General features: G+C 64.3%; 22 protein-coding genes. 8 read left to right on the top strand and 14 right to left on the bottom strand.

Annotated features, from left to right (window positions below; all coding sequences use genetic code 11):
- Positions 1-11: 11 nt before the first annotated feature.
- The 9 genes from ACVRRC_RS17840 to ACVRRC_RS17800 all read right to left on the bottom strand — a co-directional run bounded on the left by ACVRRC_RS17840 (position 12) and on the right by ACVRRC_RS17800 (position 6,765).
- Entirely contained in the window at positions 12-545 is a 534-nt protein-coding gene (locus ACVRRC_RS17840; RefSeq protein WP_011912275.1) for a ferritin-like domain-containing protein, read from the bottom strand.
- Between the two features lie 225 nt (positions 546-770).
- The gene (locus ACVRRC_RS17835) at positions 771-1,169 is read right to left on the bottom strand and encodes a Rho termination factor N-terminal domain-containing protein (protein ID WP_048328657.1); all 399 of its coding nucleotides are present in this window, start codon (positions 1,167-1,169) and stop codon (positions 771-773) included.
- Between the two features lie 51 nt (positions 1,170-1,220).
- Positions 1,221-1,562, bottom strand: coding sequence for an osmotically-inducible lipoprotein OsmE (osmE, locus tag ACVRRC_RS17830; protein ID WP_014595977.1), 342 nt, complete (start codon positions 1,560-1,562; stop codon positions 1,221-1,223).
- Positions 1,563-1,619: 57 nt separating this feature from the next.
- Positions 1,620-2,963, bottom strand: coding sequence for a PQQ-dependent sugar dehydrogenase (locus ACVRRC_RS17825; protein WP_472997322.1), 1,344 nt, complete (start codon positions 2,961-2,963; stop codon positions 1,620-1,622).
- A 23-nt stretch (positions 2,964-2,986) separates the two neighbouring features.
- Positions 2,987-3,505, bottom strand: a complete 519-nt coding sequence (locus tag ACVRRC_RS17820) for an MgtC/SapB family protein (RefSeq protein ID WP_011912279.1) — start codon at positions 3,503-3,505, stop codon at positions 2,987-2,989.
- Between the two features lie 58 nt (positions 3,506-3,563).
- Positions 3,564-4,586, bottom strand: a complete 1,023-nt coding sequence (locus ACVRRC_RS17815) for a DUF5924 family protein (protein WP_011912280.1) — start codon at positions 4,584-4,586, stop codon at positions 3,564-3,566.
- 156 nt (positions 4,587-4,742) lie between these two features.
- Entirely contained in the window at positions 4,743-5,228 is a 486-nt protein-coding gene (locus ACVRRC_RS17810) for an SgcJ/EcaC family oxidoreductase (RefSeq protein WP_011912281.1), read from the bottom strand.
- A 90-nt stretch (positions 5,229-5,318) separates the two neighbouring features.
- Positions 5,319-5,813, bottom strand: coding sequence for a DUF2726 domain-containing protein (locus ACVRRC_RS17805; protein WP_011912282.1), 495 nt, complete (start codon positions 5,811-5,813; stop codon positions 5,319-5,321).
- A 364-nt stretch (positions 5,814-6,177) separates the two neighbouring features.
- Complete coding sequence (locus tag ACVRRC_RS17800) at positions 6,178-6,765, bottom strand: LOG family protein (protein ID WP_048328658.1); 588 nt, start codon at positions 6,763-6,765, stop codon at positions 6,178-6,180.
- 722 nt (positions 6,766-7,487) lie between these two features.
- Between ACVRRC_RS17800 and ACVRRC_RS17795 the strand changes: the two genes are divergently transcribed.
- Positions 7,488-8,399, top strand: a complete 912-nt coding sequence (locus ACVRRC_RS17795) for an SDR family oxidoreductase (protein ID WP_011912284.1) — start codon at positions 7,488-7,490, stop codon at positions 8,397-8,399.
- A 45-nt stretch (positions 8,400-8,444) separates the two neighbouring features.
- On the opposite strand, the gene dauA is transcribed toward ACVRRC_RS17795, so the two are convergent.
- On the bottom strand, positions 8,445-10,175 hold the full coding sequence (gene dauA, locus ACVRRC_RS17790; protein WP_048328659.1) for a C4-dicarboxylic acid transporter DauA: 1,731 nt from the start codon (positions 10,173-10,175) through the stop codon (positions 8,445-8,447).
- Between the two features lie 193 nt (positions 10,176-10,368).
- Here dauA and ACVRRC_RS17785 point away from each other — a divergent pair, with 193 nt between their 5' ends.
- Positions 10,369-10,656 carry a PA4642 family protein gene (locus tag ACVRRC_RS17785; protein WP_011912286.1) on the top strand — a complete coding sequence of 96 codons (288 nt, stop codon included), beginning with the start codon at positions 10,369-10,371 and terminating at the stop codon, positions 10,654-10,656.
- A gap of 331 nt (positions 10,657-10,987) precedes the next feature.
- On the top strand, positions 10,988-12,499 hold the full coding sequence (gene mqo / locus ACVRRC_RS17780) for a malate dehydrogenase (quinone) (RefSeq protein ID WP_080505043.1): 1,512 nt from the start codon (positions 10,988-10,990) through the stop codon (positions 12,497-12,499).
- A gap of 74 nt (positions 12,500-12,573) precedes the next feature.
- On the opposite strand, the gene ACVRRC_RS17775 is transcribed toward mqo, so the two are convergent.
- Positions 12,574-12,765 carry a hypothetical protein gene (locus tag ACVRRC_RS17775; protein ID WP_013981980.1) on the bottom strand — a complete coding sequence of 64 codons (192 nt, stop codon included), beginning with the start codon at positions 12,763-12,765 and terminating at the stop codon, positions 12,574-12,576.
- 174 nt (positions 12,766-12,939) lie between these two features.
- Here ACVRRC_RS17775 and ACVRRC_RS17770 point away from each other — a divergent pair, with 174 nt between their 5' ends.
- On the top strand, positions 12,940-13,524 hold the full coding sequence (locus tag ACVRRC_RS17770; protein WP_011912289.1) for a YajG family lipoprotein: 585 nt from the start codon (positions 12,940-12,942) through the stop codon (positions 13,522-13,524).
- Between the two features lie 129 nt (positions 13,525-13,653).
- On the opposite strand, the gene ACVRRC_RS17765 is transcribed toward ACVRRC_RS17770, so the two are convergent.
- The gene (locus ACVRRC_RS17765; RefSeq protein ID WP_017244389.1) at positions 13,654-15,003 is read right to left on the bottom strand and encodes a DUF1329 domain-containing protein; all 1,350 of its coding nucleotides are present in this window, start codon (positions 15,001-15,003) and stop codon (positions 13,654-13,656) included.
- A 354-nt stretch (positions 15,004-15,357) separates the two neighbouring features.
- On the opposite strand from ACVRRC_RS17765, the gene ACVRRC_RS17760 reads away from it, so the two are divergent.
- Complete coding sequence (locus tag ACVRRC_RS17760; RefSeq protein WP_079328463.1) at positions 15,358-15,630, top strand: hypothetical protein; 273 nt, start codon at positions 15,358-15,360, stop codon at positions 15,628-15,630.
- A 9-nt stretch (positions 15,631-15,639) separates the two neighbouring features.
- Here ACVRRC_RS17760 and ACVRRC_RS17755 read toward each other — a convergent pair whose 3' ends face one another.
- Positions 15,640-16,806, bottom strand: coding sequence for a 1-acyl-sn-glycerol-3-phosphate acyltransferase (locus ACVRRC_RS17755; protein ID WP_472997321.1), 1,167 nt, complete (start codon positions 16,804-16,806; stop codon positions 15,640-15,642).
- Positions 16,807-17,043: 237 nt separating this feature from the next.
- On the opposite strand from ACVRRC_RS17755, the gene ACVRRC_RS17750 reads away from it, so the two are divergent.
- The 3 genes from ACVRRC_RS17750 to ACVRRC_RS17740 are packed head-to-tail and all read left to right on the top strand — an operon-like array spanning position 17,044 to position 18,115.
- Positions 17,044-17,226 (top strand): CPXCG motif-containing cysteine-rich protein, encoded by a 183-nt coding sequence (locus tag ACVRRC_RS17750; protein WP_013981983.1) that lies wholly within the window; start codon positions 17,044-17,046, stop codon positions 17,224-17,226.
- On the top strand, positions 17,226-17,486 hold the full coding sequence (locus ACVRRC_RS17745; protein WP_011912294.1) for a putative signal transducing protein: 261 nt from the start codon (positions 17,226-17,228) through the stop codon (positions 17,484-17,486). The genes ACVRRC_RS17750 and ACVRRC_RS17745 overlap by 1 nt, the downstream gene beginning before the upstream one ends.
- A gap of 11 nt (positions 17,487-17,497) precedes the next feature.
- On the top strand, positions 17,498-18,115 hold the full coding sequence (locus ACVRRC_RS17740) for an SOS response-associated peptidase (protein WP_011912295.1): 618 nt from the start codon (positions 17,498-17,500) through the stop codon (positions 18,113-18,115).
- Between the two features lie 24 nt (positions 18,116-18,139).
- On the opposite strand, the gene ACVRRC_RS17735 is transcribed toward ACVRRC_RS17740, so the two are convergent.
- Complete coding sequence (locus ACVRRC_RS17735) at positions 18,140-20,269, bottom strand: methyl-accepting chemotaxis protein (RefSeq protein ID WP_243364496.1); 2,130 nt, start codon at positions 20,267-20,269, stop codon at positions 18,140-18,142.
- Positions 20,270-20,295 lie beyond the last annotated feature (26 nt).

The raw sequence follows: 20,295 nt of genomic DNA, 5'->3' as shown, positions 1-20,295 counted from the left end.
CTGATTCCGGATCAGTTCATGCCGTCCAGCAGGCCGGCCAGGTCGTCGGCGTGCTCTTCTTCCTGCGCCAGGATGTCTTCGAAGATGCGCCGGGTGGTGGGGTCTTTGTCGCCGATGTACTGGACGATCTCGCGATAGCTGTCGATGGCGATGCGTTCGGCCACCAGGTTCTCGAAGACCATGTCGCGCAGGCCGTTGCCCTCGGCGTACTGCGCATGGGCGCGTTCGGTGAGGCTGTCGGGGTTGAAGTCGGGCTCGCCACCCAGCTGAACGATTCGCTCGGCCAGGCGATCGGCGTGTTCCTGCTCCTCATTGGCGTGCTCGAGGAACTCGGCGGCGGCGACGCTGGATTTCAGCCCGGTCGCCATGTAGTAGTGACGCTTGTAGCGCAGGTAGCAGACCAGCTCGGTGGCCAGCGCCTCGTTCAGCAGGTTGATCACCACCTCGCGGTCGGCGGAATAGCTCTCGGTGACCGCGCCGTTCTCGACGTGTTGACGGGCCCGCTCGCGCAGGCTCTGCTTGTCGCTCAGTTGTACGTAACTCATCGCCATCTCCTGGTCTGTGCACCGCCGTGCAGTGCTTCACGGTTCGCCAATTGAGATCGGGATGCTGGCGAAAAGTTTAGCCTGCGACCTCTTCCGGCGGCGGAGCCTCAGGTTCGGAGCGGCCAGGGTCAGGCTCGTCGATGGGCACCGGCCGGCCCGGGTCCTCGCGCTTGGGATTGCTTGGCGACGGCTCGGGCGGCTGTTGGCTGGTCAGGATTGGCAGCATCAGCTGAGCGCCTTCAGCAGCTCGTCCTTGCGCATCTTCGAGCGGCCGCGAATGTCCCGCTCACGGGCCTTTTCCATCAGCTGGTCGCGGGTCATGTCGGCAAGGCTTGTGCTGGAGGAGCCGGAGCTGCGGGCCGAGCCCTTGTTGGGTGACTTGCCCTTGCGCGCATCGGCGGCGCGATGGGCCGAGTCCTTGCGATCGGCACTCTTGGCCGTTTCGCTCTTGCCCTTGCCGGAACCGCCCTTGCGTTCGCCGCCACCGGACTGCTTGTTGACGGTCGCCCAGGCACGTGCTTCGGCCTCTTTCTCCGAGACGCCACGCTTCTCGTAGCTTTCCTCGATATGTTCGGCCTTGCGCTGTTGCTTGTCGGTGTACTTGGATTTGTCTCCGCGGGGCATGGTGAAACCTCCTCTGGCATCTACCACTGTGCTTGGACGTGAATGCGACCCTCAGCGACGCAGGTTGCGCTGGTTTTCCTCGAGCTGCTTGCAGGTCAGGAAACCCTGGCCATCCACCCGGCCGGCACTGTCGAAACTGACGTAATAGGGCTGCTGCTTGCCGTCCCGGTTGAGGATGTAGTCGTGACACAGGCCCGGTACCACGGTGCGTGCCGTAGCCCGGGACGGTTCACCGCCGATGCTGAGCACGCGCGCCTGCGTCATGCCGGTTTCCACGTCCCGTACCAGCGGCTCGTCGCGATAGGTGATTCGGTCGACGGGGTTCTGCACGTTGCCGGAGCAGCCGATCAACAGAGCCAGCGGAGCGATGAAGAAAAGGGTGCGCTTGAACATGTGAGATCCTCATGCCGGACAGTCATGCATTTATGGCCATCAGGCGGCTCGCAAGGTTCAACGTGGCAAAGCGCCGGCGGCTCGGCGGTCGTCTGGAGTGACCCGCCAGATGACATCACCCACGTCATCGGCAACCAGCAGCGCGCCGTGCCGGTCCACCGCGACGCCGACGGGCCGTCCCATGGCTTCGCCCGCAGCATTGACGAAGCCGCTCAGCACGTCTTCCGTCTGCCCGGCCGGCTTGGCATCGCGAAAGGGAATGAACACCACCTTGTAGCCGCTGCGGGGCCTGCGGTTCCATGAACCGTGCTGCCCTACGAACGCGCCGTGGAGGTAGCGTGACGGCAGCAGCCTGCCCTCGTAGAAGGCGAGTCCGAGGGAAGCGGTGTGCGCGCCCAGTGCGTAGTCCGGGACGATGGCGCGCTCGACCAGATCCGGTCGCTGCGGTTTGACCCGAATATCGACATGCTGGCCGAAGTAGCTGTAGGGCCAGCCGTAGAAGCCGCCGTCCCGGACCGAGGTCATGTAGTCCGGTACCAGGTCACTGCCGATCTCGTCGCGCTCGTTGACGGTGGTCCAGAGGTCGCCGGTATCAGGGTGCCAGGCCAGGCCGTTGGGGTTGCGCAGGCCGGAGGCGAACACCCGCAGCGTGCCGGCCTGCGGATCGACCTCCAGTATCGCGGCGCGGTTGACCTCGGCGGCCATGCCGTTCTCCGCCACGTTACTGTTGGAGCCGCTGGTAACGTACAGCCGCGAGCCATCCCGGCTGGCGATGACGTTCTTGGTCCAGTGATGGTTGATCGGCCCCGCCGGCAGGTCCACTACCTTTTGCGCGGGCGCTGTGATGCGGTGAGCACCCTGTTCGTAGGGGTAGCGCAGCAGGGCATCGGTGTTGGCCACATAGAAGCTGTCGCCGATCAGCGCCATGCCAAACGGCGAATTGAGGTTTTCGAGGAAGGTGGTGCGCACTTCCGGCACGCCGTCACCGTCGCCGTCTCGCAGCAGGGTGATGCGATTGGCGCTTGGTCCACCCGAGCCTGCACGCGCCATGAGCTTCTTCGCGATCCAGCCGCGCAGGCCCTGGTTCTCCTGCTTCGGAGGGGCGTCGCTTTCGGCCACGAGTACATCCCCATTGGGAAGCACATACAGCCAGCGTGGATGGTCCAGGTCCGTGGCGAATGCCTCGACGCGCAGACCGGGCGCGGCCTGCGGCTTGGCGCCGGGTGGCCAGCCTCTGGCCGGGGCGATATAAACCGTGGGCAGCAGCGTCTTGTTCGGCGCGGGCAGGGCAGGTGTCGGGCCATAACCGCTTTCCACCGGCAGCTTGGCGGTTTCGCTGCAGCCGCCAAGGGCAAGCAGCGCGGCGAGAAGCAGCGTGACGATCCGTGTATGGCACAGCATGGAATGACCCTCGGATGGTTCGATCAGGGCGCGCGATTGGCCTCGCGCCGCTTGCGTGCTGCGCGCAGCGCCGTGTGACGCTCCAACCGCGGCATCAGCACGAAGATGGCCAGGGCCAGCAGCGTACTCAGGACAGCGGTGGCTTCATGCCCCAGGCCAACGGCCACTCCGATGGCTGCGGTAAGCCAGATTCCGGCAGCAGTGGTCAGGCCCTTCACATTCTCCACTGAGCTGCCCTTCAGAATAGTCCCTGCGCCAAGAAAGCCGATGCCGGTGACCAGGCCCTGGATCACCCGGGAAATGTCCTCGAGGCTCATGCCGGCCTGCACCGGCACCAGTACCAGCAGCGCCGCGCCAAGGGCCACCAGCATATGCGTGCGCAATCCGGCGGCCTTGCGTTTGCGCTCGCGCTCATAGCCCAGCAGGCCGCCGAGAATCGTTGCGATCAGCAAGCGGCTGCTGACCCGCGTCGCATCCTCCAGGTCGGTGATATCGGAAAACTCCGCGGTCACGGTACTGGAGATGATCGCCCACCATTCCATGTCCTTCTCCATGCCAGGCTGGTCCAGATATGGAGTCGCGGCAGCGGCCGGGGGTTCGCTACTCCGTGACTCGGAAGCGCAGCATGCCGATCATCTGCCCGGCTTCGGTGACGACGCGAACGCGCCAGCGCCCCGCGGGCTGCGCAGGGAAGTTGCGCTTGTGCGTCCAGGCCCGGTAACCGGCTTCGCGACCGCCGCTGATGTCCAGCGCGATACGATCGACGCGCCGCCCGTTATGCGTCCACTCGTGGTAGATGCGCTCTTTCAGCCCGCGCGGTGCGTTGATCGCGGTATAGGCGTACAGCCCGTTGGCCTGCAGCTCGGCGCTGCTCAGCTCGCGCAGCCCTCTGCCGGGTTTGCGCTGACGGTCGTCGAGGCTCATGGTCACGGCGACATCCGTCAGCCAGAGCGTCGCCGGCGGAACCCAGGTCCGTCCCCACCAGCCGGCGGCACCCAGTGCCACCGCCAGCAGCAGGACGCCCGGTATGGTGCGCCAGCCCAGACGCGGGAACAGGCCGCTGAGGCTGGGCAATGCCAGGAGCACGGCGACGCCCAGGGCGAGTTGGTAGCTTTGCGGGGTGGACAGGTGAAGGATGATCGGCAGGGCCGTGAGCAGTACCGCGAACAAGGTCAGCGCATGGAAGCCCAGATAGACCCAGCGGCGTGGCGCCAGCCACTTGTAGTACAGCGGGTCGATCAGCGAGACGAGTGCCGCTAGCCCCAGTAGCCCGGTGAACAGCGCCTGGCCGCTGTTCCAGGTGGTGGTTATGGCAAAGAACGGAATGATGAAGAACAGGCTTTCCTGATGAACCATCTGCGTGGCATAGCGCAGCAGCGGTTGCGGCACTTGCCAGCCGAACCAGCGCTGCAGGCTTCTGCGCAGGCTGGATTCGAGCACCAGCCAGAGCCAGCTGACCAGCATGACCAGCGCGACCACCTTGGCCAGCCCGGCGTGGCGTTCCACCAGCACGAAACTGGCGACGCCGGAGACGAATCCGAACAGCGCAACGGTGCCGGGGTAGCGACGGATCAGATTGCTGCCCAGCTCGAACAGGCGCGACAGCAGGGGCTTGAGTTGCATGTTGAGGCGGTCCGGCTACGGGCAGTGGTACTGCCTACGAGTATCGAGCAGTGAGCGACAGAAGCAAGGCTGCCGTGCACTCGGCATCGGCGGTGACGTGATGCCTGCCGGCTCGCCTGGAGCTTCCGTGTGGGGCACCAGGCGAATGGGCGGCGCTCAGTGGTCGGCCTGCGGAACCTGCTGCGCTACGTCGGTCTGCTCCGGCATCGCGGACGAGTGGTGGCTGGTGATCAGCCACTGCCCGGCATCCGCAAACCACTTGTAGGTGAAGGTGTAACGCGCAGGGACAGTGGCCCCGTCGGCGAAATGGAAGCTGTACAGGCCGGTGTCGAGCGCGCTGTTGCAGTCGATCATGACCATGCGCGAGACGATCTCGCCCTTCGGCTTGAGCGCCAGGAAGTGTTGGAAGTAGTCCAGCTTGGCCTCAGGCGTTTGCCGTGGGGTGTTGGATACCGTTGGGAGAAGCATCGAATCGCGAGCATAGTTTTCCACGACCCGTTGCGGATCGCCCGTCTGCACGTCGGCATTCCAGCGGTCGAACAGGGCGGCGACCTGGGCCTCGTCGATAGGCTGGCAGGCCTGTTCGTTCGCCAGGGTCGCAACAGGGGAAAGGGCAAATAGCAGGGGCAGGGCGTATTTCATCGTGTCACTCGTAACCGGTGGGTGAATTGCGGAGCGGCGCCGCAGCGGTACTGCACGGTGTGCAGGGGATGTGACCTCGTCGCCTTCCGCTTATTCGCGGCCGGTGGTCGATTGCCCGATTGCCGCCTCGACGGCTTCGCGAACGAGGGTGTAGGCGTGCACCTTGTCCGGTGCCAGCCGAACCTGCGGCAGACCAACCGTTTCGCAGAGACGGTCCATGAAATCCTGCTCGGCTTCGGGTTCGTCCAGATTGATCACGCAAACGGGCTGCAGGTCCGTCTTCGTGCACAGGAGGAAATCGAAGCGCGCCGCTGCGATGCGGTTGCTGGCCTGGTACCAATAGGCGCGCCGGGGGATGGCCGTGACTTCGATGACATCGGCGACGCTCACCTTGGGGAGCACCAGGTAGCGCTCGCCGAACGTGCCTTGCAAGTGCTCCAGCAGTTCGCGCTCGGCAGAAGCGAACAGAGGCACCTTGAGTCGATAGGGGTATTGCAGCGCCGGGTGGTTGAGTTGGCGATTCTTGATGAAGAACACCAGCACGAAGCAAACGAACGCTACCAGCGTCAATGCCAGCCAGCTCATTGGGTTGCCTCCGTCATCGGTCTTTGATCGAAGCGTTGTTGCTCTGATTGTGAGCCCAGGCCGGCTAAATGGTTCGCTCGTTTATCCACTACAGCTGTGAGTGTTGTTGTGGATAACCGCTGGACTTCGGTCGCTACGCCTTATGGGACTAAGGCGTGGCGGCTCTGGTCAGCTTTTGATCAGTTAGCCTTGGAGCGCCCGGACCAGTCCGCGGGAAGAAATATGTTTGCGCCGGTGGTGCTGCGCAGACGGTTATCCCCGACTACTGTGGACGTGGCTGTGGATAACGTGGGGGAGGCGTGCTGCAGGCCACCAGCGGTGCGGCGTGCAGCACGCAGAGCAAAAATTGATCAGCTGTGTCGGGTCATTGCGGCGCGGTCTTCGCCCAGCGACTGTGGGCGGGCGGCTGCCAGGCTTCAAGCAGGCTGATCAGGCTCTGCGGCTGATCGCTGCGTTGCAGCATCTCGCGGTGCTGCGTGCGGACGAAGCCCTCTTCAACCAGATGATCGAGGAAATGGCTGAGCTTGCTGTAGAAGTGATTGACGTCCAGCAGGCCGAGCGGCTTGGGGTGATAGCCCAGCTGGCCCCACGTCCAGACTTCGAACAGTTCTTCCAGCGTACCCAACCCACCGGGCAGGGCAATGAAGGCGTCCGCCAGCTCCGCCATGCGCGCCTTGCGCGCATGCATGCCGTCGACCACTTCCAATCGGGTGAGGCCGGTGTGGCCGACTTCGGCGTCCTTCAGGCTCTGAGGAATGATGCCAATGACCTCGCCACCGGCGGCCATGGTGGCATCCGCCACCACGCCCATCAGGCCTACGGCGCCGCCCCCGTAGACGAGGCGAATACCGTTGGCGGCCAGGGTGCGACCGAGATCCTGGGCGGCTTGTTCATAAACGGGATTGGTACCGCGGCTGGCGCCGCAGAAAACGCAGATGGAACGCAGGGACATCGGCTACTCCGCTGGTTGGGCTGGCAGCGAAGGTTACGCCGCCACGCCTCACTGGCCAAGGGAGGCAAATGTCCCTGGACTGAGCGCCGGCTTATCGCGCTCGCTCAGCACCCGGCGGCAGCCGAGGCGTAATTAGCGAACAGGCGCTCGAACAGGCTATGGCTGGACATGATGGGCTCCCTTGTCGTTGATAGCCCCATGCTACGGCCGATGCCGCGGCGCTGCCGTTAGTTTCTGAACATCGCCACGATAGCGCCGCGCCTATGAGTCGTTGTGTCGTTGTCCCCGAATTGTGTGCGCCACTCTGTGGATAACCTTGGGAAGACTGCCCGCAAGCGAAGCGCCGTGGGGGGTGGCGAATGTTGTATGTTTTTTGTGCAGCTGCCAGGCGTGCGGCGGCAGGCCGCATCCCAGAAGGGTTGACGGGCATGCGTCGGGATTGCGGCAGTCAGACTGCCGGGGATAGTGACCGCCCGATTTATCCACGAAAGCTGTGGAAAACTCTGTGAGTTGTTTGGGCAAAGACTTCTGCAGGCAGCCAATGGCGCGGCCGGCCGGGTGTTGCGCGAAATCCGCCCAGACTCCGCGAATGGGCAAGGGTCATCCCCGGCCCTTATGCCGCGGCATTCATTTCTGGCCGCTTGCTTGTGGGGACGCCGAGGCCTGTTCAACACTCCGGTCCCTGAATCTCATCCAACAAGAATCGCTGAGGGAGTTCGCATATGACTGATGCCATCCGCTTCGAAGACAAGGTCGTGATCGTGACCGGGGCCGGCGGCGGACTGGGGCGTGCCCATGCCCTGTTGTTCGCCCGCCATGGCGCCAGAGTGGTGGTCAACGACCTGGGTGGCAGCACCCAGGGCGAGGGCGCGAACAGTTCCGCAGCCGACCGGGTGGTGGAGGAGATTCGCCAGGCCGGTGGCCAAGCGGTTGCCAATCATGACTCGGTGACCGACGGCGCGCGCATCGTTCAGCAGGCGCTGGACACCTACGGGCGCATCGATGTGGTGGTCAACAACGCGGGCATCCTGCGTGACAAGACCTTCCACAAGATGGAAGACGCCGACTGGGACCTGGTCTACCGCGTGCACGTCGAGGGCTCCTACAAGGTGACCCGCGCCGCCTGGCCGCACATGCGTGAACAAGGCTTTGGCCGGGTGATCTTCACTGCCTCGACCTCCGGCATCTACGGCAACTTCGGCCAGTCCAACTACGGTATGGCCAAGCTTGGCCTGTACGGGCTGACACGTACCCTGGCGCTGGAAGGGCGCAAGAACAACGTACTGGTCAATGCCATCGCCCCCACGGGCGGCACGCGGATGACCGAGGGGCTGATCCCGCCGCAGGTGTTCGAGCAGTTGAAGCCGGAGCTGGTCAGCCCGCTGGTCGTCTACCTGGGAAGCGAGCAATGCCAGGACACCGGCGGGCTGTTCGAAGTGGGCGGCGGCTGGATGGGCAAGGTGCGCTGGGAGCGCAGTCTCGGCGTGGGCTTCGACCCCAAAGCCGGGTTCGATGCCGAGGATGTCGCGGCGCAGTGGCAGCAGATCTGCAATTTCGAAAATGCTGCGCATCCGGCCGACAACATCGAGGCGCTGAAGGAAATGATGGCCAACCTGCAGAAGCATGCCGGCTGACACCTCCTGCCGCTTGGCGCTCCGCCGGCATGGCCGGCGGAGCGTTCACACCGGAGCCGGATCCGGCTCCGGTCGCAACAGGCGCAGCGCCTTTTCCCGCGCCTGGGTGAGATTGCGTACGTAGAACAGATGCCCCTGCAGGCGATGGATGCCGGCACGGCGCAGCTTCAGCCGAACTTGCGCACTGCTGCCACTGAGAATGAGCGTGACGCCCAGGCGGCGGTAATCCACCAGCACGTTCTCCAGCGATGCCAGGGCCGTCATGTCCAGCATCGGCACCGCGCTGATGTCGACGATCACCACCTTGACCTCGGGGTTGAAGCGCCGCAGCGCGCCCAAGGCCTTTTCCGCGGCGCCAAAGAACAGCGGCCCGCGGATCGCATAGGTGGCCACATGCTCGGGCATGTCCCGCAGGATGCGTCGCTGCTCCCGGGAGAGGGCGGTGGTGTCGGTCAGCTCGCTCATGCGCTTGATGAACAGCCCGGCCGCCAGCAGCAGCCCGACGCCTACCGCCAACACCATGTCGAACAGCACGGTGAGGATCAGGCAGGTCAGCAGCACCAGCACGTCGCTGCGCGGGGCGATGCGCAACACGTGCATCACGTGCGGTGCTTCGCTCATGTTCCAGGCCACCATCACCAGCAACGCCGCCAGTGCTGCCATTGGCAGATAGCTGAACAGCGGCGCCAGCCAGAGAATTGCGACCAGCACCACACCGGCGTGGATCATCGAGGCCAGTGGCGAAAACGCGCCGGCCCTGACATTGGTCGCGCTGCGGGCGATGGCGGCGGTCGCGGTGATGCCACCGAACAGTGGCGCGACCAGATTGCCCAGCCCCTGGCCGATCAGCTCGCCGTTGGGCTCGTGGCTGCTGCCGGTCATGCCATCGGCGACGACGGCGCAGAGTAGCGATTCGATGGCGCCGAGCATGGCAATGGCGAAAGCCGGTGCCAGCAGCTGGCGGAACAGTTCGTAGCTCAGCTCTAGCGGCTGGCCGTCCGGACCGGGCAACAGCCACGGCCAGGCAAAATCCGGCAGGAACGGCGGAATGCCCGGGTGCGTGACGCCATCCAGGGTGTAGCTGAAGCGTTCACCAAGGGTTGCGACCGACAGCCCTGAAGACTCCAGCAGTGCCCCTGCCACCGCCCCGACCGTCAGCGCTACCAGATGTCCCGGGATCTTGGGCACCCAGCGTGGCCAGACGATCAGCACGGTGAGGCAGATCACCGCCACCAGGGCGTCACCCAGATGCGCGCTGGGCAACGAGCGCAACAGCAGGCCGACCTGCTCGACATAGTGCTGCGGTTGCTCGGAGAGGGTCAGGCCGAACAGGTCCTTGATCTGCAAGGTGGCGATGACGATGCCGATGCCTGCCGTAAAACCGAGGGTCACGGGGTAGGGGATAAAGGCAATCAGGCGGCCGGCGCGCAGCAGGCCGAGGGTGATCAGGATCAGGCCGGCGAGCATGGTGCACAGCAGCAGTCCGCCCAGGCCGAACTGCTGGGTGATCGGCAACAGAATCACCACGAACGCCGCCGTCGGCCCGGAAACGTTGAAGCGTGAGCCCCCGGTCAGGGCGATCAGCGGAGCCGCCACGAGTACCGTGTACAACCCGTGCTGGGGCGCCACGCCGACCGCGATGGCCAGTGCCATGGCCAGGGGGATGGCGATGATGCCAACGGTCAATCCGGCGCTGATGTCGCCGCGCAATGCGCGGGCTCCGTAACCCAGGTGCAAGGCCTGCCGCCATGCCGCGAACAGAGGGGGTAACTTCATGCCTGGAACGCTCCTTGTAGGCGAAGGCGCCATTATAGGCGCCAGACACCGCTTGTTATTTGTGCCGAACAATCGCCTGTGATCGCGGCCAGGCGATGTACGACCTTGGTCGCAAGCGGTCCTGGCGCGTTGAGTGAGCCGCCTGCGAGGAGTAAACTGCCGCCCCCGTGAGACCCCGTGGACCGGAGGCGGCATGCGTAAAGACAAGAAGCAGGTGATTGGCGACGAGATCGGGGATGAGTCGATCAAGCTGTTTCTGCAGCCTGAACCGGCTGACGACACCCCACCTTCGTTGCACAAGCTGATCAAGGCCTACCGCGGCCTTCGCATCGATGACTTCGAGCGCTTTCTCGGCTTCTTCGTGGCTGCCGGCTACGATCTCGACGCCAGGAACAGCAAAGGGCAGAGCTTTGTCGATCTGATCGCCGATCAGCGTCAGGCCGCGCCCTATATCGAGCTGATCGAGGCCCGGCGCGGCTGAACTGCGGGTCGCCATTTCGTATCGAACGCATCGGATTCAATCGGCAGCGCGCGTACTGCGAGCCGCGCGCTGTGATCGAACTCGGCAACATGATTCGCAATCGTTTTCCTCGCAGCGTCCACCGTCGAGCACCGGGCCAGGCCCGCTCCGGAGGGATCGCAGCGAGAGGGAGGAGGCCAAAAGCCGACCTTCCGAAGCTGGCAGGCAGCCTGTGGTTGCCTGTTCTCGGGCACATGTTCCCGAGCAGCGGTCCAGGCACATGCTCCGTTCCTGACCGTCTGGCTGGTGGGTTTTACGGGGCCGCGTACTGCGGTCACGACAGTTTAATGCTGTGATTCTGGAGAACGCGTTGATGACGCAACACGATAGCGAAGCAGTGGATATGGTGCTGGTGGGAGCCGGCATCATGAGTGCGACCCTGGCGGTACTGCTCAAGGAACTCGATCCCAATATCAAGCTGGAAATCGTCGAGCTGCAGGAATCCGGAGCCATCGAAAGCTCCAACCCGTGGAACAACGCCGGTACCGGCCACGCGGGCCTTTGCGAGCTGAACTACACCCCTGACAGCAAAGACGGCACGATCGACATCAAGAAGGCCGTGCTGATCAACACCCAGTTCGAAGTCTCGAAGCAGTTCTGGGCCTATCTGGCCGACCGCGAAGGCTTCGGCTCCCCGCGCGATTTCATCAATCCTGTTCCGCACCTGAGCTTCGTGCGCGGCAGCAAGAACATCGACTATCTCAAGCGCCGCTTCGACGCGCTGAAGACGCATCACGCCTTCGCCGACATGGAGTACAGCGAGGATCGCGCGACCCTCGCCGAGTGGATGCCGCTGATGATGCCGGGCCGTGATCCGAGCGAGCCGATCGCCGCGACGCGCGCCATGAACGGCACCGACGTCAACTTCGGTGCGGTGACCAGCCAGCTGCTCGGTTACCTGGCGCGCAGTGGCGGGGTCAAGGTTTCCTACAACCAGAAGGTCACCGGTCTCGACCGTACCGCCAGCGGCTGGAAGGTCGACATCAAGAACACCCGCACCGGTGGCTCGCGTCAGGTGCAAGCCGGATTCGTGTTCCTCGGCGCTGGCGGTGCCGCGCTGCCGCTGCTGCAGATGTCCGGCATCGAGGAGGGCAAGGGCTTCGGTGGTTTCCCGGTCAGTGGTCAGTGGCTGCGCTGCGACAACCAGGAAATCGTCAAGCAGCACCAGGCCAAGGTCTACAGCCTGGCCGCGGTGGGCGCGCCGCCGATGTCGGTGCCACACCTCGATACCCGCGTGGTCGATGGCAAGAAGTCTCTGCTGTTCGGCCCCTACGCCGGTTTCACCACCAAGTTCCTCAAGCGCGGTTCGTTCATGGACCTGCCGCTGTCGATTCGCCCGAGCAACATTGGCCCGATGATGGCCGTCGCTCGCGACAACATGGACCTGACCCGCTACCTGATCAAGGAAGTGATGCAGTCCATGGAGGATCGCCTGGCAACGCTGCGCGGCTTCTATCCGGAGGCCAAGGCCGAAGACTGGCGCCTGGAGATTGCCGGTCAGCGCGTGCAGATCATCAAGAAGGATCCGAAGAAGGGTGGCATCCTGCAGTTCGGCACCGAACTGGTCGCAGCGAAGGACGGCACCATCGCCGCGCTGCTCGGCGCATCGCCGGGTGCTTCGGTGACTGTCTCCATCATGCTCGATCTGCTCGAGCGCTGCTTCCCCGAGCAGTACCGCTCGCAAGCCTGGTCGAGCAAGCTGCAGGAAATGTTTCCGGCCCGCGAAGCCACGCTGCAGAACGATGCGGCAGCCTATCGTGAGATCAGCCAGATGGCGGACAAGCGCCTCGGCCTGACCTACTGATCAGCTGCGCTGAAGCGAAAAAGCCCCGTACCGAACGTACGGGGCTTTTTTGTGCCTCCGGTTCTACCTGCGCATCACGCCGCGCGCAGGCTCTCGGCGGGAAGCGGCTGGCCAATCCAGCTCAGGCGAACTTCCTCCACCTCGACCCAGGCGGCGCCCGCGGGCTTGCAGGCACTGCTGAGCAGCATGCGGCACCGGCCATGTTCATCGAGCAGCGCGAAGTGGCGAGCGGGGCGGCGGCGCAACAGGGAAATCAGCTGTCGCATGATGGTTTGCACTCATGGTGATTGGCGTCTCGTCGTTATCGCAAAGTCCTGTGACAACTGCGTGAAAAGGAACGCGGCAGTGGCGCCGCCGGTCTGAATCGCATCACTGTCGGCGCGTCGTGCCGGTGGGTATACTGCGCCGCATTCATCGCCCCTAACCCTGGAGAAAACAGCATGCTGCAACGCCTGTTGTTCGGTCTTGTCACCGTTCTTGGAATGAGTCTGGTCGGTTGTGCCCACAGCCCGCAGCAGCTCGACCCGAACCCCAAACTCAACGGCACCATCAATCCCGTTGGCCAGGGGCAGCCCGTGGTCGTACGGGTGGTCGATGCGCGCCCGTCGCCGACCCTCGGCACCCGTGGCGGCCTGTATCCGGAAACCAGCGCGGTGATCGTGCCGAGTGCCAAGGTCATCCCCAAGCTGCAGGCCCAGACCGAAGCCGCCGTGCGACTGCTCGGTTTCACGCCATCACCGAACGCCTATAACGCGCCGCAGCTGACGCTGACCTTGGCCGAGCTGAAGTATCAGTCGCCGAAGGAGGGGCTGTACGTCACCGAGGCGAATATCGGCGCAACGCTCAAGATCGAGGTGCAGAACGCCGGCAAGCGCTACAACGGCCGCTATGGTGCATCGTTGAACCAGCGCTTCGGCATGGCGCCAAACGAGCAGACCAACACCAAGCTGGTCAGCGATGTGCTGAGCGATGCGCTGACCCGGGTATTCCGCGACGACAACATCGGCCGCCTGCTGGCCCAGTAAGCCGGCCCGCGATACCACGTACGTGCTGCACCCGAACCCCGCCACGGCTGTCCGTGGCGGGGTTTCTTTTTGCCCCTGCCATAACGACGACGCCCCGCACGAGGCGGGGCGTCGGTGGCGAGCAGGCTGTCAGCGTACGCCGGAGTTGCGCAGGGCTGCCGGGGTGTACTGGTTGGAATTGGCCTTGTAGTTGTAGGTGTAGGGGTTCTTCTCTTCGTTCTTCATGCCCATGACCAGGTAGCGGCCGGAAATGAGGTCGTAGAGGGTCTCCATGGAGTACAGCGGAACCTGCACATTGTAGAAGTGCAGGCCGTGGGCTTCGGCCACGCGCCAGAGCTGATTGCGACCGTCGTAATGATCGACCACTGCAGCCTGCCAGGTGTCCTCGTCGATGAAGAAGTGGCGCTTGGCATAGATATGGCGCTCACCCGTCTTCAGGGTAGCTTCCACTTCCCACACGCGGTGCAGCTCGTAGCGGGTCAGATCCTGGTTGATGTGGCCGGGCTTGATGATGTCGCTGTACTTGAGCTGCGGCGAATCCAGGCGATAGGCGTTGTAAGGGATGTACAGCTCCTTCTTGCCGATCAGCTTCCAGTCGTAGCGGTCCGGCGCGCCGTTGAACATGTCCAGGTTATCGGAGGTACGCAGGCCGTCCGCTGCGGTGCCCGGGCCGTCATAGGCGACCTGCGGGGCGCGGCGCACGCGGCGCTGGCCGGCGTTGTAGATCCACGCCATGCGCGGTTCCTTCACCTGGTCCAGGGTTTCGTGCACCAGCAGCACGTTGCCGGCCAGGCGGGAGGGTTCGGTGACCTGCTGCTTGAAATAGAACAGTACGTTGCCATGCTTCTCCGGCTTGTAGTCGGTCAGGGTGTCGGTGTAGACCACCTCGTCGACGAACTTCACCAGGCTGAAGTTGCCGTTCACCTGCGGCGTGGCCTGGGCGACGACGCGACGCGCCGAGCCGCCACGGTAGCGGGTGATGTGGTTCCAGATGACTTCCAGACCGTCCTTGGGAATCGGGAAGGCGATAGCCTTCTCGAAGTTCTCCAGGCCGTTGCCGCCGCGAACCAGCTGGGTCTGCGTGGCGTTGCGGGCCGCCGCGTCGTAGACGTGCTGCGGCATGGCGGCGCTGCGACGGGTCTCGTACACCGGCAGCCGGTAGCTGTCCGGATAACGCTTGAACATGGCGATCTGGCCGGGCGTGAGGTTGGCCTTGTACTGTTCGTAGTTCTGCGCGGTGATGGTGAACTTCGGCTTGTCGCCGGCATAGGGATCGCCGACGAAGCCATCGGGCGAAACCGGAGCGGCATCCTGCGCCAGACCGCCGGTCCAGGCGGGAATGGTGCCTGCCGCATTACCAGCCTTCTCGGCGCCGACCGGGGTCAGTTCGCTGCCCAGGCGTGCCGCCTCGGACTGGGATACCGCGGCCATGGCGCTGCTGGCCAGCAGCGAAAGGGTTAACGCTCCGGTTGTGAACATTGTTGTTTTCATTATTTCGTTCCTGTGGTTCTGAATACTGATTCCCCGTGGCGCAGCCGAAGCGGCGCCAAGTGATCGGCGTAGCGATGTGTGCCGGCAGCGGCTCCGGGTGATGCCGTGGATGTCGCTGTCGACCCCCGCACACGCTCTATTTCGCCGTTTCGAGGTATGCCGAGGGTGAAGGTGGGGCCGGTCATAAGTCAAGGCCGACCGGTGAAGATGGCGTCATAATCCGGGGTGATGATGGTGCCGGCGCGCGCCATTTCGTCGGTTTTGCCGGGGAAGGAAGGGCTGCACAGGTAAACTGGGCGGCTGTCCGGCGTCGGCCGGTCGACATGTAATCGAGGAATCCCGATGCTGTTTCATGCGCAGACCGAGCTGATCCTGGCTCCGGCGTTGCTTCTCAATGTACTGGCACTGATATGCGCGCTATGCGGCGGATGGCTGCTGGCGGCGACCCAGTGGCGGGCCGCACGGGCCGGTTCGCGCGGTCAGGCCGCGGTCGGTTCGTCGGTGCTGCTGACCCGCGCGGCTGCAACCGCGCGGGTCAACCTGGCCTTCTACCGTTTCGGTGCAGGCGGGCTGGCGCTCGCCCTCGGCCTGTCCATGGCCTCGCGGATGCTGTGAATGGACTCCTCAGGGCTCCAACCCAGCCAGCAGGCGGTACTGGTTGCGCACCGGGGTCGCATACTGCTGGATCAGGTACGGCTGCTGCACGCTCGGGCAGGCAGCCAGACGTTTGCTCCATTCGGCCTCGGCCCGCTCGATTTCCTCGCGGCTGAACAGTTCGGCGGCACTGGGCACCTTGATTTCCGGGTCCTGCTCATCCCATAGCCGGTAGGCCAGGTAGTGCACCGGAAACAGCCGGTAGCTGCCGAGAATCTGCCGATCCACCGCTATGGCCATCTGCTTGGCGTCGTCCGGCACGCTTTCCATCGGCGAGCCGAAGGCAATGTGTACGCGGCCTTTATAGCCGGTGATACCCAACGCGATGCTGGTGTCATCCTCGCCCGGAGCCTTGCTGTAGGTTCCGGTCGTGGCGCGGATGTAGAGCTCCCGGGCCTTGGCCTGATCGCAGGGGTCGTACTCGTAGCTGATCGATACCGGCACCGGACGCAGCGCCTCCAGCGCCTCGGCGAAGGCTTCGTCCTTGCGGCTCATGTGCAGCATCTTGAGGATGGCCGAATCGGTACGGTCGTCACCATCCTTGGCGCGGCCCTCGGCCTGGGCGATCCAGACCGACTCGCCGTCGTTGCGTATCGAGTGATTGATGTACGCCGAGAGTACCTGATAGGCGGCCAGCTTCTCCCGGCGGCCAGTGATGGAACGGCGCACGATGAAGCTCTTGTTCAGGCGCATCAGGTCGCTGACGAAGGGGCGTTGCAGCAGGTTGTCGCCGATGGCGATGCGCGGTGTGCGGATGCCGGCCTGGTAGACCGCGTAGTTGACGAAGGCCGGGTCCATCACGATGTCGCGATGATTGGCCAGGAACAGGTAGGCGCGGCCCTGCTGCAGGTGCTCCAGTCCGGAGAAGGTCACGCCGTCGGTGGCGCGCTCGATGGTCCGGTCGATATAGGCTTCGATCTTGTGCTGCAGGGCATCCACTGTATGGATGCTGGCGAACTGCTTGCGCAGGCGGCGCGAGATTACCGGCTTGATCAGCCAGCCCATGCTGTCGGCCAGGCGCGGGAAGCGGAAGTGCGCCAGAATGTCGAGAAACTCCCGGTCGGCGAACAGGCGCGCCATGACAGTCGGTACTTCGGCGTCGGCGTAGGGTCGGATGGCTTGGAATTCGTCCATCATGCTCTCTGTAAAGGAAACGAGGAACGGGCCTGCAGCACAGGGCAGGGCGATTTGCGGAACGGACCGGAGCCGGCTGGCTCATACTCATGGAGTTCGGATGCCGTTTCGCCTGATCGTCTGCCGATGCCTGCGACCCAGCGGTGTCACTGCGAGGCGCACCGGGTCGGTCTTCTCAAAAGGTGCGAATCGACGACCTTTGAAGACGGCGATTATAGCGACAAGTCACGTGGAGGATTGATGCTCGAGACACAGGTCTATCAGTGCCCGTATTGCGGCGAGGCGGTAGAGACCACGCTCGATCTCAGTGCCGGTGATCAGCAGTACATCGAGGACTGCGCGGTGTGCTGCCGCCCGGTGCAGTTCGACCTGCGTACCGATGGTGTCGACTGGCAACTACAGGTCTTCAGGGAGGACGAATGATGCGTCGCATCTACGAGCCGCGCGACCTGCTGGAAGCGGAAATGCTCAGCGGCATGCTGGTGGCCGAGGGCATCGAGGCATTCCTTGCCGGTAGCCACCTGATCGGCGCCATGGGTGAATTGCCCGCAGCGGGGCTGCTCGGTCTGATGGTGCCGGACGAGGATGCCGAACGCGCGCGCCAGCTGATCGCTGCGTACAATGGCGCCGAGCCGGTGCCGGGCGATGAACCGGAGAGCTATCCCGGCGAACTGATCTGCTGACGAGTTCCCTTATGTGCGGCCGCTACGCCCTTTTCCGCTGGAGCCAGGATTTCGCCGCCTTGCCCGGTTTTCCTTCCGATCAAAGACCGCACTGGAGTCTCGCGCCGGGCGCTTCGGTGCTGCTGCTGCGCCAGGCCGACAGCGGCTTGCAGCTGGACCGGGTGCGCTGGGGGCTGACGCCTGCCTGGCTGACTGACCTGACCCGCACGCCGGCTCAGGCCCGGGCCGAAACCCTGGCCGAGCAGCCCATGTTCCGCGAAGCCTTTCGCCTGCGTCGCGGGCTGTTGCCGGCCAACGGCTTCTACGAGTGGCGCGGCTCGGCCCGCAAGCGCCCGTATTGGATGACTTGCGACGGCTCGCTTGCCTATTTCGCGGCGCTTTGGGAAGCCTATCCGGTGCAGGGGCACACCTATCTCAGCGCAGCTGTCGTGACCCAGCCGGCGGCGACGCTACGCCGGCCATTGATCCTCGACGAGGCCGGACAGGCGGCCTGGCTCGACCCCGCCACGCCGCTCGAAACGCTGCAGCAGTTGCTGCTGCAACCGAGCCCGGCACTGCGCGAACGGCCACTGGCGACGTTGGTCAACGATCCGCGCCTCGATGCCCCCGAATGCCTCACCCCGGCTTGAGGCGAGGCCTTCGGAGCGTCTGCGTCAGACCTTGAACTGATTGATCAGCCGGCGCTGCTGCTCGGCCAGACGCGTCAGGCCGGCGCTTGCCTGGCTGGCTTCCTCGGCGCCGCCAGCGACGTCCTGGGCGACCTGACCGATGTTGGTGACATTGCGGTTGATGTCTTCGGCCACCGCGCTCTGTTCCTCGGCGGCGCTGGCGATCTGGTTGTTCATGTCGTTGATCAGCGAAACCGCCTGAGTGATTGCCTGCAGCGCCTCGGCTGCCGCATCGGCCTGCTCGACGCTGCGCTGTGTGCGGCTCTGGCTCTGTTCCATCACCTGTACCACGTCCCGCGTGCCGTTCTGCAGCTGCTGGATCATCTGCTGGATCTCACCGGTGGCCTGCTGCGTCTTCTGCGCCAGATTGCGGACCTCGTCGGCCACCACGGCGAAGCCTCGGCCCTGCTCACCGGCACGGGCAGCCTCGATCGCCGCGTTCAGGGCCAGCAGGTTGGTCTGCTCGGCAATGCTGCGAATGGTCACCAGGATGGCGTCGATGTTCTCGCTGTCGCGGGCCAGGGTCTGCACAACGTCCACGGCACGGCCGATTTCGCCGGCCAGTTCGGTGATGGTGGCGCCGGTATCCTGCACGATATGCCGGCCCTGATTGGCCGCGCGATCGGCATGGCTGGCAGCCTCCGCGGCCTGGGTCGCATTGCGCGCCACGTCCTGCGCCGTGGCGGTCATCTCGTGCACAGCGGTGGCGACCAGTTCGATCTCGGCCAGCTGCGTCTGCACGCCCTTGTCGGTACGGATGGCGATGTCGGCGGTGTGCTCGGACGCATCGCTGACCTTCTGCACCGAGCCGACCACCTCGCTGATCATGCCCTGCAGGCGTGTCAGGAACGTGTTGAAACCGGTGGCGATCTGGCCCAGCTCGTTGCGACTGTCGATATGCAGGCGCTGGGTCAGGTCACCTTCGCCCTGGCCGATGTTGTCCAGCATCACCACCATGTCGCGCAGCGGACGGGTGATGCGCCGGCTGATCAGCCAGATGGCCAGCAGACCGGCAACGGCGATGAGCACGCCGATGATCAACATGGTGGTCAGACTGCTGCGGCTTTCCGCGCCGAGTGCCGCCATCAGCTGATCCAGATCCTTCATCACCTCGGCGATCGGCAGCTGCAGCATCAGGACCCAGCGCGCGTCGGTACCTTCGAAGGAGAACGGCAGGAACAATGCGACGTGCCCACCTGCCTGGTCGATCTGGTAATGGCTCTGCCCGGCTGGCAGGCGCTGGACCAGCACCTGCTCCTCGGCATCGAGAATCTGTGCTGCAGGCTTGCCGATCAGGCTCTTGTCAGTGCTGTAGGCAGCCAGGCGGCCGTTGTTGGAAATCAACGCGATCTCGCCGACGCCGCCATAGAGCTGCGCGTTGGCGTTGCTCAGCAATTGCTGGATGAAGTCGACACTGATGTCCGCGCCAACGATGCCGTGAAACTTGCCATCGACCAGAATGGGGGCATTGAACGAGGAAAGAAGGTAGGTCTGGCCGTTCATGTCATACGGTGCCGGGTCGCCGACGCACGGCTTGAGCTGTTCGCGCGGGCACAGGTAGTACTCGCCGGCGCGTATCCCGGTGTCGAGCAGCCTGGTGTCTTCGATGTCGGAGAGGCGGTCGATCTTCATTTGGCCGCTGCCATCGCGGTAGATCCAGCTGGCGAAGCGACCGTCGAGCATGCCCGGCTCGTCGCCGCGATACATCAGGTCGTTCGCATCCACGCCGTTCGGTTCCCAGGCGATATAGGTGCTGGTGAGATTGGCGTTCTCGATCAACGTCTGGCGCGCGAGATTGATCAGCTCCTCGCGCCTGAGGTTGGCCATCGGCATGCCGTCATCACCGGTCAGTGCGGTGAGCGTATGCACCCTGGCCAGGCTGGTGGCGATCTGCAGGGGCGCTTGCAGCTGTGCCTGGATGCGGTTGACCTGTGCCTGAGCCAGGGCGGTGACGCGCTGCTCCACCATGCCGTCGATCAGCGCGCGAGTCCGCTCCTCGACCAACGCCTGGCTGCGCACGCCCGACGCCAGTGCATAGAGCAACAGCGCCGCGATGACGGTCAGGGTGCAGGCGCCGGCCAATGCGGCGAAGGCGGTCTGGATGGATCGGAACATGGCGTTACTCCAGTTGCGCAGCGGAT

Source organism: Stutzerimonas sp. LR2 (assembly GCF_055755175.1).
The sequence above is the reverse complement of the archived record's forward strand: the minus strand, read 5'-3'. Positions and strand labels throughout refer to the sequence as shown.